The organism is Nonomuraea sp. NPDC003727 (assembly GCF_053586935.1).
This window is the reverse complement of sequence record NZ_JBSFNE010000008.1, coordinates 69,408-84,189: the sequence shown is the minus strand read 5'-3', so window position 1 is coordinate 84,189 and position 14,782 is coordinate 69,408. Positions and strand designations below refer to the sequence as shown.

At 72.2% G+C, this 14,782-nt stretch carries 16 protein-coding genes; 8 read left to right on the top strand and 8 right to left on the bottom strand.

The genetic code is table 11. The features are described 5' to 3' along the window. Positions 1-192: 192 nt before the first annotated feature. From ACWDLG_RS21210 to ACWDLG_RS21200, 3 genes are all read right to left on the bottom strand, one after another. Complete coding sequence (locus ACWDLG_RS21210) at positions 193-870, bottom strand: TetR/AcrR family transcriptional regulator (RefSeq protein WP_449922275.1); 678 nt, start codon at positions 868-870, stop codon at positions 193-195. Beyond that, positions 867-1,190: a DMT family transporter gene (locus tag ACWDLG_RS21205; protein ID WP_354918551.1), complete on the bottom strand. Its 324-nt coding sequence runs from the start codon at positions 1,188-1,190 to the stop codon at positions 867-869. Before ACWDLG_RS21205 ends, ACWDLG_RS21210 begins: the two co-directional genes overlap by 4 nt. 170 nt (positions 1,191-1,360) lie before the next feature. Beyond that, complete coding sequence (locus ACWDLG_RS21200; protein ID WP_449922273.1) at positions 1,361-1,906, bottom strand: YceI family protein; 546 nt, start codon at positions 1,904-1,906, stop codon at positions 1,361-1,363. A gap of 94 nt (positions 1,907-2,000) precedes the next feature. Between ACWDLG_RS21200 and ACWDLG_RS21195 the strand changes: the two genes are divergently transcribed. After that, positions 2,001-2,492 (top strand): MarR family winged helix-turn-helix transcriptional regulator, encoded by a 492-nt coding sequence (locus tag ACWDLG_RS21195; protein ID WP_449922271.1) that lies wholly within the window; start codon positions 2,001-2,003, stop codon positions 2,490-2,492. A gap of 377 nt (positions 2,493-2,869) precedes the next feature. On the opposite strand, the gene ACWDLG_RS21190 is transcribed toward ACWDLG_RS21195, so the two are convergent. Next, entirely contained in the window at positions 2,870-3,355 is a 486-nt protein-coding gene (locus ACWDLG_RS21190) for a hypothetical protein (protein ID WP_449922269.1), read from the bottom strand. Next, the gene (locus tag ACWDLG_RS21185; protein ID WP_449922267.1) at positions 3,352-3,876 is read right to left on the bottom strand and encodes an RNA polymerase sigma factor; all 525 of its coding nucleotides are present in this window, start codon (positions 3,874-3,876) and stop codon (positions 3,352-3,354) included. Before ACWDLG_RS21185 ends, ACWDLG_RS21190 begins: the two co-directional genes overlap by 4 nt. 343 nt (positions 3,877-4,219) lie before the next feature. On the opposite strand from ACWDLG_RS21185, the gene ACWDLG_RS21180 reads away from it, so the two are divergent. Continuing rightward, on the top strand, positions 4,220-5,641 hold the full coding sequence (locus ACWDLG_RS21180) for a hypothetical protein (protein WP_449922265.1): 1,422 nt from the start codon (positions 4,220-4,222) through the stop codon (positions 5,639-5,641). A gap of 35 nt (positions 5,642-5,676) precedes the next feature. On the opposite strand, the gene ACWDLG_RS21175 is transcribed toward ACWDLG_RS21180, so the two are convergent. Then, positions 5,677-6,168 carry a VOC family protein gene (locus ACWDLG_RS21175; RefSeq protein WP_449922263.1) on the bottom strand — a complete coding sequence of 164 codons (492 nt, stop codon included), beginning with the start codon at positions 6,166-6,168 and terminating at the stop codon, positions 5,677-5,679. Between the two features lie 275 nt (positions 6,169-6,443). Between ACWDLG_RS21175 and ACWDLG_RS21170 the strand changes: the two genes are divergently transcribed. The 4 genes from ACWDLG_RS21170 to ACWDLG_RS21155 all read left to right on the top strand — a co-directional run bounded on the left by ACWDLG_RS21170 (position 6,444) and on the right by ACWDLG_RS21155 (position 10,538). Beyond that, complete coding sequence (locus ACWDLG_RS21170; protein WP_449922261.1) at positions 6,444-7,400, top strand: radical SAM protein; 957 nt, start codon at positions 6,444-6,446, stop codon at positions 7,398-7,400. 75 nt (positions 7,401-7,475) lie between these two features. Beyond that, positions 7,476-8,192 (top strand): phytanoyl-CoA dioxygenase family protein, encoded by a 717-nt coding sequence (locus tag ACWDLG_RS21165; protein WP_449922259.1) that lies wholly within the window; start codon positions 7,476-7,478, stop codon positions 8,190-8,192. A gap of 139 nt (positions 8,193-8,331) precedes the next feature. Next, positions 8,332-8,838: a GNAT family N-acetyltransferase gene (locus ACWDLG_RS21160; protein WP_449922258.1), complete on the top strand. Its 507-nt coding sequence runs from the start codon at positions 8,332-8,334 to the stop codon at positions 8,836-8,838. Between the two features lie 143 nt (positions 8,839-8,981). After that, positions 8,982-10,538, top strand: a complete 1,557-nt coding sequence (locus ACWDLG_RS21155; RefSeq protein ID WP_449922256.1) for a protein kinase domain-containing protein — start codon at positions 8,982-8,984, stop codon at positions 10,536-10,538. Positions 10,539-10,594: 56 nt separating this feature from the next. On the opposite strand, the gene ACWDLG_RS21150 is transcribed toward ACWDLG_RS21155, so the two are convergent. Continuing rightward, entirely contained in the window at positions 10,595-11,857 is a 1,263-nt protein-coding gene (locus ACWDLG_RS21150; RefSeq protein WP_449922254.1) for a hypothetical protein, read from the bottom strand. A 215-nt stretch (positions 11,858-12,072) separates the two neighbouring features. Between ACWDLG_RS21150 and ACWDLG_RS21145 the strand changes: the two genes are divergently transcribed. Then, positions 12,073-13,110, top strand: coding sequence for an LLM class F420-dependent oxidoreductase (locus ACWDLG_RS21145; RefSeq protein ID WP_449922252.1), 1,038 nt, complete (start codon positions 12,073-12,075; stop codon positions 13,108-13,110). Positions 13,111-13,330: 220 nt separating this feature from the next. On the opposite strand, the gene ACWDLG_RS21140 is transcribed toward ACWDLG_RS21145, so the two are convergent. Then, entirely contained in the window at positions 13,331-13,657 is a 327-nt protein-coding gene (locus ACWDLG_RS21140) for a hypothetical protein (RefSeq protein ID WP_449922250.1), read from the bottom strand. A 210-nt stretch (positions 13,658-13,867) separates the two neighbouring features. Here ACWDLG_RS21140 and ACWDLG_RS21135 point away from each other — a divergent pair, with 210 nt between their 5' ends. Beyond that, positions 13,868-14,737 (top strand): helix-turn-helix transcriptional regulator, encoded by an 870-nt coding sequence (locus ACWDLG_RS21135; protein WP_449922248.1) that lies wholly within the window; start codon positions 13,868-13,870, stop codon positions 14,735-14,737. Positions 14,738-14,782 lie beyond the last annotated feature (45 nt).

The following is a 14,782-nucleotide window of genomic DNA, read 5'->3' as shown; positions in this document are numbered from 1 at the left end:
CAGCCGCCAAGCCGGCCCTGGGGAGGTGCGAGCCGCCCGCGGGGTGGGCGACTTCACCGGCCGGGCCCGCGAGCTGGGGCCGCTGCGTGAGCCGGTGGGCAAGGCCGCACCCGACCGCGTGCGAGGGTGCCGAAGGAGCTCGTCGTCGAACGCTCCCGGTCACCGCGAGGATCGTCGTGAATGCCTGGCGGCTCAGCCGATGGCTCGCAGGGCGAGGTCGAGCAGGGCGCGGGCGTCGCCGGCCGGGCGCTGCTCGACCACGTGTTCCAGCCACAGCGCCGAGACGGTGGTGTAGAGCAGCCGCACGCGGGCGTCGGAGGCGGGCAGGCCGAGCGCGTCGGCGATGACGGCCACGCAGCCGTCGGTCCAGCGGCGGGCGATCTGTTGCAGGACGGGATCGCGTCCGGCGTGCACGTACAGCTCCCACAGCGCCAGCTGGCGCATGCGGTCGGCCGCGACGACCTCGTCGAGGACGGCACGCGGCCCGTGGTCGGCCACCCATCGGCGGGTGGCGGCCAGCTCGACGTCGACGAGCCGGCCGAACGCCTCGGCCAGCAGCTGGTCGCGGGAGGCGAAGTAGTAGGTGGTGGCCGCCAGCGGGAGCTCGGCCCGCTGGGCGACGGCGCGATGGGTCACCGCGGCGAAACCGCCCTCGGTGAGCAGGTCGACGGCCGCCTCCAGCAGCGCGGCCCGGCGCTTTCGGGCGCGCGTCTGCTGCGGCCGGCCGGCCGCAGCAGACCTGTCCCGCTGCGCGGTCCGCGCAGGCCGTTCCGGCCGCTCGGGCCCCTGGGGCTCCTCGGGCTGTTCCGGCTGCTCGGGCCGCTCGGGCCGCTCGGCCGGTACGGCGGGCCCGGCCGCCCGCCCCGTCAATGGGCACCGGCCAGGTTGAGCACGACCACCCCGCCGATGATCAGCAGGATCCCCGCGACCTTGGCCAGGGTGAGACTCTCCCCCAGGAACGCGGCGCCGATGAGCGCGATGGCGGCGGTGCCCACACCGGACCAGACGGCATAGGCGGTTCCGACATCCATGTGCGCCTTCAGCACCTGGGCCAGCAGGACGAACGAGGCGACGTATCCGGCGACGACGACCAGGCTCCAGCCGAGATGGCTGAAACCGTTACTGAGTTTGAGCGCGGACGTCGCCACGACCTCTGTCGCGATCGCGCCGAAGAGCAGCAGCCAGGCCATGGGGGACCCTCCCGGAAAACTGGTACGACCGTACCAGTTTAGCTGTGGCCTGCCACGACGCCTAGCCCCCGGATCCCGTCGCCCGGTCCGGGCGCGCAGGTCAGGGTGAGGGCGCCGGCGAGGACGGGGATCGTGACGGTACGCATGATGTCGCTTTCAGGGGGTTGTGCTCAGGCGGTCTTGACGGCGGACAGGTCGAAGTCGAGGGTGACCTTTTCCGAGATCATCACTCCGCCGGTCTCCAGGACGGCGTTGTAGGTGATGCCGAAGTCCTTGCGGTTGATCACGGTGCTGCCTTCGAAGCCGACCCGGGTCAGGCCCTGGGCGTCGACCGCGGTGCCGGTGTAGTCGAGGGGGATGGTGATCTGCCTGGTCACGCCGCGGATGGTCAGCCGGCCGGTGACCTCGAAGCTGTCGCCGCCGACGTGCTTGACCCCGGTGGACTCGAAGGTGATGGAAGGGTGGCCGGCGGCGTCCAGGAAGTCGCCGGTGCGCAGGTGGGCGTCACGCTGCTGGTTGCCGGTCTGGATCCCGGCCACGTCGAGGACCACGTGGACGCTGGAGGCGGCGGGGTCGCCGGCGTCGAGGAAGGCGGTCGCCTCCTTGACGGGGATGCTGCCGTGGACCTTGGTGACCATCGCGTGCCGGGCGACGAAGCCGAAGCGGCTGTGCGCGGGGTCGATGCTGTAGGTGCCGGTGGACGCGCTGGGATGCATGTCTCACTCCAAGCCGATTAGTTCAGTGCTGGAAGATTCAGCAGGACGGTACATCGGCTTATTTCAGCGCGCAACTTTTGAGTACGATGGTTTTGTGACACGATGGCTCAACGACGACGAACAGCGCGCCTGGCGGGCGTTCGGGCTGGCCACCCGCCTGCTGACCGACCGCCTCGAGCGCGACCTGCATGCCGCGGCCGGCATGCCGCCCACCTACTACGAGCTCCTCGTCCTGCTCTCCGAGGCGCCCGAGCGGACCATGCGCATGAGCGAACTGGCGCACTGGACCAACTCCAAGCCGAGCCGCATCTCCCACGCGATCAACAAGCTCGAGGCGAAGGGGTGGGTGCGCAGGGAGCACTACGCCGACGACCGGCGCGGCTGGCTCACCGTCCTGACCGACGACGGCCTGGCGGCACTGCGGGCCGCGGCCCCCCGGCACGTGGCCAGCCTGCGCGAGCATCTGATCGATCTGCTCACCCCCGAGCAGCTCCGGCACCTGGGCGACATCAGCCAGGTCCTCCTCGACCACCTGACCGCCGACCCGGAGCCGGCCAAGGAAGCCGGAGCCGGCCATGCAGAGTGAGGCCGTGGCGCCGAACCTCGATCGCCGGCTACCGGGCGGGCCCCCGAGGTACACGTCGGTGAGGAGGGCCCAGGACGTGCGGTGAGCTCAGCGCCCGGCGTCGCCGTGTGGCCAGCACTCCATGCCGGACGGTGCGATGCCAGCGGGGGGCCACAGCGTGGCGGCCTCAGGCCGGCAGCATGATGAGGCCTGCGACAAGTAGCCCGGTGACGACCAGGACCGCCACGAGCAGCGCCACCGTCCCGAACCGGCGCCGGATCAGTTTCGCGTTGTGTGCCATCGGTATTCCTTCCCTTCGAAGATGTCTGTCGTCCCGCCACGAACCGCTGTCGTGGCGCGCCCGGGCAGGCGTCACCGTTGAGGGCCGGGGCGGCCGTTCACTCCTCCTGTCCGCCGGTCAGTTCCCGCACGCGGCGCAGCAGCGCCGTCCTACGGGCATGGGCGCGCACGGCCAGCACCAGCGCCGCCGCGACGAACAGTCCCCCGACGGCCAACGCCAGGACCAGGCCGGCGCCACGCTGAACGGCGGCCGCCGCCAGCGCCGCCGTGGTCGCCAGCGAGGCGGCCAGGCCGATCCAGGCGGCGATCACCCGGTCGGTGGCGAACAGCGGCACCCGGCGCGTCAGCAGCCACCCGCCGTAACCCGTCCAGGCCAGGCAGAACACGGTGAACAGGGCGAAGGCCAGGTGGGTACGGCCGGGCAGCGGGCCCGGCTCGCTCCACCACAGCGCGGCCACGAACACCGCCCCGGCCAGCCCGGCCACCAGCGCGGTCACCGCCCGCAGACGCCTGCCCGGTGACAGCGACGGCTCCAGCCGTTCGATCATCTCCTGCGCCGACAGGCGCGGTCGCTCCTCGGTCACGGCCGGTATCCCTTCTCCTCCAGGCGGGCGCGTAGCAGGCGACGGGCGCGGTTGAGCCGGGACTTGACGGTGCCGACCGGGACCCGGCAGATCTGCGCGCAGTCCTCCACCGGCAGGTCCTCCAGGTAGAACAGCACGAGGACCTCCCGCTCCGGCACCGGCAGGCCCGACAGCAGGCTCACCAACTCGGCCCGATCCACCACGGCCTCCACCGGGTCCTCGGCGACCACGTCGCCGGCCGCGAGCGTCTCCTGTTCCCGGGCGTACTGGTCGCGCAGGCGGTCGGTCACCGACCGGCGGGCGATCGTGAACAGCCAGGGCGCGAACCGGGACGGCTCCCGAAGCCGGGGCAGCCCCCGGACCACGGCCAGCCAGATCTCCTGGGTCACGTCATCGGCCCGTTCGGCATCCAGCATGCGGCGCACGTAGGTCCACACCGGCATCCGCCAGCGGGCCACCAGTTCGGCCAGCGCCGCCCGCTCGCCCAGCTGCGCGCGCACCACCAGCAGCTCATCGGTCATCACGTCCTCCCGTCACCCCGAACAGTCGGGCGGCGCGCCGGTCAGGTTCACCACTTGCGCATCTTTCCGGCCATCGGGCAAGGGCGGCCGGGTCCGGGCTGCTCAGGCCGCGCGTCCTTACCGCCGGCCGGGCCGGGTGCGCCGGGCGGCGTGAACCTGTCGCGGCCGTGACGGCAATCAACAGATGAGGACGCGGGACCGCCCACCGGCGCCACGCCGAGCCGTTCCGCGCGCCACGACTCGGTAACCGTTCCGCCCGTGACACGACGGGAACGGCCACACGATCACGTCGGCGGGGGCTCGGGTGAGCAGCCCCGGCCGGCCCTGCCGAAGGAGCCTCCCCATGACGGCGCCGGCCGTTGTCTTCGTGCTGCCAGGAAAACGGCACCTGCCGCTGCTGATCGCGCTGGTGCCCGCGCTCGCCCTGAGGGGGCTGGCGATGCTCGGATACCGGCCGGCGCTGTGGTTCTGGGCCGACTCCTTCACCTATCTGAAGGCGGCCGCCGCGCCCGAGCCGGGCGCGTTCCGGCCGCTGGGCTACCCGCTGTTCCTCGCCGCGCTCTCCCCCGGGCCCGGCCTGACGCTGGTCACCGCCGTCCAGCACCTGCTCGGGCTGGGTACGGCCGTGGCGGCCTACGCGCTGCTGCGGCGCCGGGGGCTGCCCGGGTGGGGCGCGACCGCGCTGGTGGCGCCGTTGATGTACGACGAGTTCCTGATCCTGCTGGAACACATGATCATGGCGGACTCCCTGTTCGTGGTGCTGACCACGGGCGGGATCCTGGTGCTGCTGCGGCGGCAGCTCACCCCGGCGGCCGCGGCGGCAGGGGGCGCCCTGCTGGCCCTGGCCACGCTCACCAGGACCATCGGGGCCGTGGTGCTCGTCCTGGCGGCCGGCCACCTGCTGTGGCACCGCCACAGGTGGCGGGTCTGGAGCCGTTTCGTGCTGGCGGGCGCGGTGCCGTTGCTGGCGTACGCGACCTGGATGGGCGCCACGAGCGGCACCTTCGGCCTGACCAGGGCCGACGGCCAGTTCCTGTGGGCCAGGACGACCACGTTCGCCGACTGCGCCGTGATCCGCCCCGAACCCCGCCTGGCCCCGCTGTGCCCCCGCATACCGGTGGCCGCCAGGCCGGCGCCGCCGTTCTGGCTGTGGGCTCCGTGGTCGCCGATCAGGGCGGTGCGCGCCGACCGGAACGCGCTCGCCGGCCGGTTCGCCAGGGCCGCCATCCTGGCCCAGCCGGGCGACTACCTGGCCGCCGCCGGCGCCGACCTGCGGTGGCTGTTGCGCTGGGAACGCACCACCGAACGGGACCCGTCCGTCAGGCGGACCAACCCGTACTGGTTCCCCTTCAAGGCGCGGCCCTTGCGGGAGTCGGTGCGGGCCGTCGCCGAGTCGTACGAGAAAGGCCCGGCCGCCACCAGGATCGCCGAGCCGTACGCGGGCTGGCTGCGCGCCTACCAGCGTGTCGGCTACCTGCCGTTCCCGCTGCTCGTGTTCGTCCTGGCCGCCGCGCTGGTCCTGGCGGTCGTACGGCGGCGCGCCGACGCGCTGCTTCCCGGCCTGGCCGCCGTGGCGCTGGTCCTGCTACCGCCGTTCGCGGTCGGCTACGACGTTCGCTACGTGGTCCCGGCCATCCCGCTGACCTGCCTGGCCCTGGGCCTGGCCGTCACGCGCGGGCCGCGCGGGCAGGACGACGGCGGGGTGAGCCGGACACCGCGGGCCCGCCCGCGGGTCTCCTGCGCCGGTGGAGCGCGATCAGGGTGACCGTCTCGGGGCCGCCGGACCGGGGTGGCCGGGGTTCAGGAGTCGGCGCGTCGTCCGTCCTCGGTCCCGAAGCCGTCGAGCGACTCGCGCTCCTCCAGGGTGCGCAGTTCCTGGAACAGCGTGATGTGCAGGCCGCCCGGCGTGTCGAGCCTGGAGTTCAGCGACTGCCACGGCGTGACGGTGGGCGGCGCGACCTGCTCGGCGCCGGCCGCGACCAGCTCGTCGGTGGTGGCTCGGGCATCGTCGACCTCGAAGGCGACCCGGATCTTCGGCGCCACCTGACGACCCACCTCGACGTCGTCGATCATCTTCTTCTGCGCGGGATTGGCGATCTCCAGCGTGGCCTGGCCCGCATCGAGGATCGCCACGCGGGCGCCGTCGCCGCTGGAGAAGGCGGCCTGCTCGGGCAGGCCCAGAACGTCCCGGTAGAAGGCCAGGGCGGCCTCGTAGTCCTCGGCCTCGACGACCAGGCGCAGCTGGCGGACGGCGGGCGGCCTGCGGTTCCCTGCATCGTGGGGCGCGGTCATGTGGGATCTCCTCGTCCGAGACGCTGATGTCGGGGTTCACGATAGAGGGGCGCCGGACGCGCGCTCTCGGCGGCACGGGCCGCCCCTGCGGAACGGCGATCGCCGAGCCGGGGACGCCTCGTCCAGCCGGCGAAGGCCGCCGAGCCCGCCCGGCGCGGGACAGTGGTGTCGCCCTCGTGGCCGGCCTGAGGGCCCGGCGGCACAGTGGCGGCGCAGTGGCGGCGCTGTCGCCGTTCTGCTTGAAACCGGTGTCGAATGCGTGTTCTATGGTGGCTGTGGCTTGGGACGCGCTTCCGCTCGTGGACGTCGTCGACGAGCGCCCCGCGATAGAGCGGCGTGCCGTCGTGCGCGACGGGTTCTACGAGACGCAGGCCCGCACGATGATCGAGAAGGTGCCCGTGACCTCGGCCGTCGCCGAGCGGTGGGCGGTCAGCCCCTACCGGGGGTGCGCCCACGCCTGCCGCGGCTGTGTGGCCAGGCGCGGCCACCGTTCGCTCGGCTGGGACACCGGGCGCGACTTCGACACCAGGATCGTGGTCAAGGCCAACGCCGGCTCGCGGTTGCGCGACGAGCTGGCCCGCTGGCCGGGCGAGCCGCTCGCGATCGGTGTGGCCGGCGACTGCTACCAGCAGGCCGAGGCCACCTACCGGCTGATGCCCGCGCTGGTCACGGCGCTGGCCGAGGCGGGCGTGCCGTTCACCGTCTACACCAAGAGCCCGCTGGTGCTGCGCGACGCCGGGCTCCTGGCGGCGGCGCGGGCACCGGTGGCGGTCTCGATCGCGTTCGTCGACGAGAAGATCCGCCGGGTGGTCGAGCCGGGCGCCCCTACCGCGCAGCGGCGCCTGGAACTGGTGGCGGCCTTGCGCGAGGCGGGGGTCGACTGCCAGGTGCTGATGTCGCCGGTGCTGCCGCTGCTGAGCGACGCGGCCGACCAGCTGGCCGCCACCGTGCGGCGCATCGCGGCCGCGGGGGCCTCGGGGGTGCGGCCGGTGGTGCTGCGCCTGCCGTACGGCACGCGGCAGTGGTACCTGTCATGGCTGGAGCAGGCGCATCCCGGGCTGGTGGAGCGCTACGCGGAGCTGTACGACGCGGCGGGGCTGCCCGCGCCGGGCTACGAGGAGCGCATCACCGGGCAGATCGAGCAGCTGGCCCGCGCCTACGGCATGCGGTGCGGCGCCGCCCCTTCCCCCACCCGCCGGACGCCCCGGGCCGACCAGCTCACCCTGGTCTGACGGGCGCCCACCGGCGCCGTAAGGGGCCGATCCGCCGCCGGAAAACCGGTTGACCGCGCTTGTAGCGTGGCCGTCATGAGTTGGACTGACCAGTTCGTGAAGCAGGGTTTCGTCAAGGTGCAGGCGGCCTCGCCGCAGGTGGGTCTGGCCGCGCAGGAGCTGCTGTGGAAGCAGATCGGCCTGTCTCCCGACGACCCTTCGGGCTGGACGCAGCCCGTGGTGTGGGCCGCCGACATGACCGGTGTGGGGCCGTTCGGGGAGATCATCCGCTCTCCGGTGCTCGCGCAGGCGCTGGACGAGGTGTGCGGGCAGGGCGGCTGGCGGCCGAGCGGCGCCTGCGGCAACATCCCGATCCGGTTCCCGAACCTGCCGCCGGCCGATGACAGGGGCTGGCACATCGACCTCAACGTCATGCATGAGGACGGCAGCTGGGCCGTCAGCGGGCGCCCCGGCACGCTGCTGCTGCTCATCCTGTTCTCCGAGGTGGGGCCGGACGACGCGCCGACCAGGATCAGGGTGGGTTCCCAGCGCAACGCGGCCGCCGCCCTCGGCGACGGCACGTACGAGCATGTACCGGCCAGCCGGCTGGTGGAGGCCGCCAGCGCCGAGCGGCCCCTGGCGTACGCCACCGGGCTGCCCGGCGAGGTGTACGTGGTGCATCCGCTGACCGTGCACGCCGCCCAGGAGCACCTGGGCAGCCGGCCGCGGTTCATGGCGCAGACGCCGATCTTCCTGTCGGCGCCGCTGGACCCGTCGGCGGACACGCCGCTGGCGCGCGCCGTACGGGAGTGACGTGTCCCTCCGGGGTCGCCCTCGGAGGGAGGTCCGGGCGCCGCGTCCCCCGGCCGGGTGCCGACAGGGGACGCGGCGGCTGACGGCAGGAGACGGGGCGGCGGTGGGCGTGCCGGCGGACCGCTCGTAGGATTCCGGGATGAATATCCGTAAAGGTGGGCCGGGCGACGTGGCGGCGGTGGTCGCGATGTTCGACAGCGCGATCGAGTGGCTGGTCTCGCAGGGCCGGACGGGACAGTGGGGCAGCGAGCCGTTCTCGGCCAGCGCCAAGCGCGTGGAGATGGTGACCGGCTGGGCGGGCGGCGACGGGATGCGCATCGCCGAGATCGACGGCCTGCCGGCCGGGTGCATGACGCTCGGCGAGCCGGTCACCTACGTGGCGCCGGCGCCCGAGCCCGAGGTGTACGTGCAGGGCCTGGTCATCGACCAGCGTTTCCACGGCCGCGCGGTGGGCCGGACGCTCCTGGAACAGGCGATGGCCGAGGCCGCCGAGCAGGGTGTGGACCTGGTGCGGGTCGACTGCTACGCCGGCGATGACGGGCAGCTGGTGCGCTACTACGAGAGCTGCGGGTTCCGCCCCACCGAGCGGTTCACGGTCGGCGAGTGGCCCGGCCAGGTGCTCGAGCGGAGGGTCTCGGCCGCCTGAGAGGTGCCCGCCGGGTGCCCGGCGGGCACCCGGCCGCGGGGCGGCTCCAGCCGTACGGTCCGCAGGACACCGTGGGCGCGGATGCGTGATCCGACTGCGGCAATCAGCCGGACGCGGATGTTCTTGTGCAGGAGTATGGGGCGATGGATCCTGTTCGGAATGGCGACCCCCGGCAGATAGGGCCGTACCGGCTGATCGGGCATCTGGGCAGCGGCGGGATGGGCCGGGTCTTCCTGGCCCGCTCCCGCGGCGGCCGGGCGGTCGCGGTGAAGGTGGTGCACGCCGAACTGGCCGGCGATGCGGAGTTCCGGCGCCGGTTCGCCGAGGAGGTCACGGCCGCCCGCCGGGTCGGCGGCTTCTACACCGCCGAGGTGGTCGACGCCGACCCTGAGGCCGACCCGCCCTGGCTGGCCACCGCCTACATACCCGGCCCCTCCCTGTCCGAGGCCGTCGCGGCGCACGGGCCGCTGCCGGCCGCGGCAGTCCGCGTGCTGGGGGCGGGCCTGGCCGAGGGACTGGCCGCGATCCACTCAAGCGGCCTGGTCCACCGCGACCTCACCCACCGCAACGTGATCCTCGCCGACGACGGGCCGCGCGTCATCGACTTCGGCATCGCCAAGGCCCTCGACACCGTGCACGCCTCCACCCGCGTCATCGGCACCCCCGGATTCATGTCCCCCGAACAAGCCAGGGCCGGCCAGATCGGCCCGGCGAGCGATGTGTTCTCCCTCGGCTGCGTGCTCGCCTACGCCGCCACCGGCACCGGACCGTTCGGCGGCGGCATGGCCGACCTGGTCGTCTACCGGATCGTCCACGAACCGCCCGACCTCGACGGCGTCCCCGCCGACATCAGGGCCCTGCTGCGTTCCTGCCTGGCCAAACTTCCGGCCGACCGGCCCACGCTGGACGACATCCTCGACCAGTTGGAGGCGCCCGCGGCCGACGCCACCGCCGCCACCCGCTGGCTCCCACCGGACATCACCGCCATGATCACCGAACGCGGCACGATGATCCGCACCCCGACCCGGCCCAGCGCCCCCGAACCGCCACACGAGCTCGTACCGCGACAAGACCCCGTACCGCCGCACGAGCCCGTACCGACAGAAGGCACCGGGATCGGCGAAACGGTGCCCGGCGATCGATCGGGCCGCGTCGCCGTCGAGGCGGACCCGCGACGCCCCGCTCCCGAGGCGCGGCCGGCGGACAGCCGCTCAGGCGCGACGCCCGCTCCTCATCCTTGGCAGCCCGCGGACCGTCCGGCGGCCGGGCCCGGTGGCGGCACCGCGACCGCCGCGACAACCCTGGCACTGCTGTGCCTTCCCGGGCTTCTGATCCTGATCCTCAAGGCCGCCCAGATGTTCCTGCGCTTCGCCGACGAGCCGTTCGGGTTGCTGATGGCGGCGAATCTGGCGGTGGCTGTGGCGGAGGGGGTCGTGCTCGTCATGGGCGCTCTGCTGCTGTCCCAGCGCAGGGTGGCAGGGCGCCGGATGATCGCGACGGCCGGCGGTGTGGCGGCTGTGCACAGCATGAGCGCCGGCGTGCAGTTCTTTCTGACGGGCGGGGAACTGACGACGGACACGCCCGTCTCCGTGATCGTGCCGCTCTTCGTGGCCGCCCCGGTGACGGGCTTGTTCGCGGTTGCCGCCGTGCTCATGGCCATGCTTCCGGCCACCGGCCGATGGTGCCTTCGCCGGGACTAGATGGTTCTGTCCCGTGAGGTTGGTGACGCGGCCGGCGGGCGCGACGCGTGCGGCCGTCATGAGGTGAAGCCTGTGGTGTCGAAACGGGCGAGGACTTTCCTTCCGTCTGTGACCCAGACCGTGATCGCGTCATAACCGGAGAGGAAGGCGAGTTCGTCGTCGCCGTCACCGTCGTAGTCACCTGCCGTCGCGGCCTGGGCACCACCCGTCGCGACGACTCCTCCCGCGTTCCGCAAGCCTCCGGAACCGCCCACGAAGAGCCAGGTCGGCGAGGCATCCTGGGCCATCCCGCCGAAAGCGAGGTCATCGCGGCCATCCCCATCGACATCGCCGGACACCGCCGGGCCGTGGGTGCCCCTGAACACCTGGCGCCGGCCGTTCCCGTAATAGACGGTCAGAACCTTGTCGACCGAGGGCGCTTCCGTCTCGTAGGGAGGCTCGTTGTTGCGGCTACCGTCGTCGCCGATCACGACGTCTCTGGCGCCGTCACCATCGAAGTCGCCGAACGCGGTCGCCATGCCTTTGTTGAGTCTGCGGCCTTTCTCGGACAGGCCGTCCCGGCCGGCGGTGAGGAGCCAGCCGGCGGTCTGCTCGCCGTCGTCGGCCTCGTGCACGACCAGCCCGGTGGCACGCCGCCCGGCGATCTTGTCCGCAGTCATGGTCCCTGATCCCATGCCGCCGGTCGGTGACGGCTGGATGGTGCGGCGTGCGGGAACCGCGTCCCGGCTGAACGGCCCGTACAACACGGCCAGGCTGCCATCCTCCCCGGTGCCGTCATCCCGACCAGGTATCGCCACGTCAGCGGCGCCATCTCCGTTGAAGTCACCGGCGACGGCCCCATTGACCGCCCCATGTCTCATCGCGGGCGGGTGGATGGGGGTGGGCGGCGTCCCGACGTCGATGCCGTGAGGTCCGCCCCAGAAGACATGCAGACGGTCCTGCTCTTCGTGGCCGGGCAGGCTGCCGTGGCGCAGAACGTCGCCGAACCCGTCATCGTCAAGGTCGGCCCTGAGCACCGGGTCGCTCAGCAGCGGGACGAAGGTGTCGGATGAGATGACCGCCCGTGTCGCGGGATCAAGCCCTTGGGGCGAGCCGTAGACAATGGCGAGATATCGCCGATCGTGGTCGTTGAACTCGAACGCCAGGTCCGCGCGTCCGTCACCGTTGACGTCATCGGCGCGCTCGCTGCCCGTGCCCGAAGGTATCGGGGACACCTTCGGCGGCATGTTCGTCGCGGTTGCGGAGGTTTGCGGCGCGGCCTGATGTTGATGACGTGGTGCGGTTCCGCATCCCGCGATCATCAAGGCCAGCAGGAGCAAGATCGTCGCCCTGTGTGGCATGGAGGCAGAGCCTAGTGCAGGCCGCCATGCTCTGCTCGCCGTACCAGCAGGCCGGATCCCGCCTACCGGCGGCATGAGCGACCCCTGTTCCCGACGTCCCGCCACGAGGCCGGGCCCGCTCCGTCACAAGGGGTGTGCGGCGGGCCGTTCCTCGACCATGATGTGATCACTGCATCTGGCGACAGGAGGCGGCTGTGCGACTCGGATTGAGCATCGGCACCCTCGGCCCCGCGGCGGCCGACCCGCGAACGCAGCTCGCACTGGTACGGGAGGCCGAACGGCTCGGCTACGACTCCGCATGGGCCGCCGAGGGCTACGGCGCCGACCCCGCCACCACCCTGGCGTGGCTGGCGGCCGGCACCGAGCGCATCGCGCTGGGCAGCGGGGTGATCCAGATGTCCAGCCGTACGGCGGTCGCCACCGCCATGGCCGCGGCCACGATCGACAGGGTCTCGGGCGGCCGGTTCCTGCTGGGCCTGGGCGCCTCCGGGCCGCAGGTGGCCGAAGGCTGGCACGGCCAGCGCTACGAGCGGCCGCTGGCCCACTTACGCGACTACGTGACGGTCGTGCGGACCGCGCTCGACCAGCGGCCCGTCGAGCACGAGGGCCCGGCCATCGTGCTGCCGCTGCCCGGCGGCCGCGGCAAGGCGCTGACGATGACGACCGGCCCGCTCCGGCAGCCGCTGCCGATCCACCTGGCGGCCATGGGGCCCAAGGCCGTCGAGCTCGCGGGGGAGATCGCCGACGGCTGGCTGCCCATCCACTTCCCGCCCGAGCACCTCGCCGAGACGCTCGACCGCCTGCGGGCGGGGGCGGCGCGCGCCCGCCGCGACGCCGCGGGGATCGAGGTGTCGCCGATGGTCATGGCGATGGTGGACGACGATCCCGACTACGCCCGCGACATGGTGCGGCCGATGGTGGCGCTGTACCTGGGCGGCATGGGCACCAAGGGCGTCAACTTCTACAACCGGCTGGCCCACCGGCTCGGCTTCGGCGCGGCCGCCTCCCGGGTGCAGGACGCCTATCTCGACGGTGACATGGGTGAGGCCGTGGAGGAACTGCCCGACGACCTGATCGACGCGCTGACCCTGTGCGGCACGCCGGATCGGGTCCGGCGGCTGCTGGCCGACTACCGCAAGGCGGGTGCGACCCGGCTCATCGTCGGGCTCAACGCGCCCACCACGGACGACCGCCTCGAGCAACTGGCCTGGCTGGCCGAGCTCAACGACTGAGCTCAACGACTGAGCCGAACGGCCTGCCGCCTGGTGTCGCGGGAATCGGGAATGCGGAGGGTGACGAATTCCGGCGACTGGCGGCTCCTTGGACCACTCGGTGGGCGTGACCGCCGATTCGGTGACCGGACCAAAGAAGGCGCCGGAAAGATGATATCCGGCGCCTTTTCATTCCTTTTCCAGGAGTTTCCGGGGATTTCTGCGAATTTTAGGAATTTCATTAATTGTTCTTGTTGCTGCCTCCGCCGCCGGGATTGGTGCCGCCGGAGTTGCCAATACCGGGGTCGTCGATACCGGACGCGCTGACGTGCGTCGCGGCCGCGGCGCCGGCGCCGAAGATCTCGGCCGACAAGGTCACGGGCGCCATGAGAGCGACCGCCGCCGCGGTTCCAGCTGCCAGAACGTTCCTCAGCTTGATCATCGAGCTCAGCTCCAGTCGGATCGGATGCGTCCCGGGCGATGCCCGGCTGGCGAAGCGCCGAATCGGTACGGCGAACGGCACCGACACGACGTCTGAATTCACGCTAAGGGCGGTTTCGCCGAGCATGGTAGGAGTGTCGCTCCCAGGGAGCGGTGCTCACCGTTTGCGCAGCGTCATGGGTGCGCGGCGGTCGGCGCATACGGCGACGATCGCCGCCGTGTCCCGACGCCCCGCCTCCCGCCGGAATCGGTAAAAGTTAAATCACCGTAAATCCGGAATACGGCATCCGGCCGCCTGGTTTCTGCCGTTGTATGCACCCGAATATCTGGTGATGAGATGGACAGTCACAACCTTCTGGGGGAGTTCCTTCGCGCCCGACGCGAGGCGACCACACCGGCCCAGGTAGGACTGCTGGACTCAGGTCCTCGCCGGACCCCGGGACTGCGCCGGGAGGAGGTGGCCATGTTGGCCGGGGTCAGCACCGACTACTACGTCCGTCTGGAACAGGGACGCGAGCGCCACCCGTCCGACCAGGTGATCGACGCCCTGAGCGCGGCGCTGGACCTCGCGCCCGAGGCCGTGACGCACCTGCACGAGCTCGCCCATCCCAGGCCGCGACGGCACAGAAGGCCCGGCGACACCGGACGGGCCGGCCCGGAGCTGCTGCGGCTGATACGGAGCTGGCCGTACACCCCGGCCCTGGTGGTCAACCGCCGGATGGACGTGCTGGCCGCCAACCCGCTGGCCGCCGCCCTCTTCGAGGGCCAGGAACACGCGGACAACCTCCTGCGGATGGTCTTCCTGAACCCGGCCGCGCGCGACTTCCACGCCGACCGGGACCGGGGCGCCCGCGTCATGGTCGCCCAGCTGCGCGCCGACGCGGGAGCCGACCTCGACGACCCGCACCTGAGCGATCTGGTCCGTGAGCTGTCTCGCGGCAGCCCCGACTTCCGCCGGCTGTGGGCGCGCCAGGACCTGTCCCCGATACGGCACGGCATGACGCTCGTCTGCCGTCACGACGTCGGCGACCTGGTCCTCGCCTGTGAGTCGTTCACCGTCGACAGCGCTCCGGGCCAGCGGCTGATCACGCTGCAGGCCGAGCCCGGCAGCCCCTCGGAGTACGCCCTGACCGTGCTCGGCAGCCTTCACTTCCTGACGGCCGACGAGGAGGACACCGGTTGCGCGCTGTGGGAGGCCCGGCGCTGAGTCCGGCGTCATGCGCGCGGTGACGACGTCGGGCTCACCGTGCCC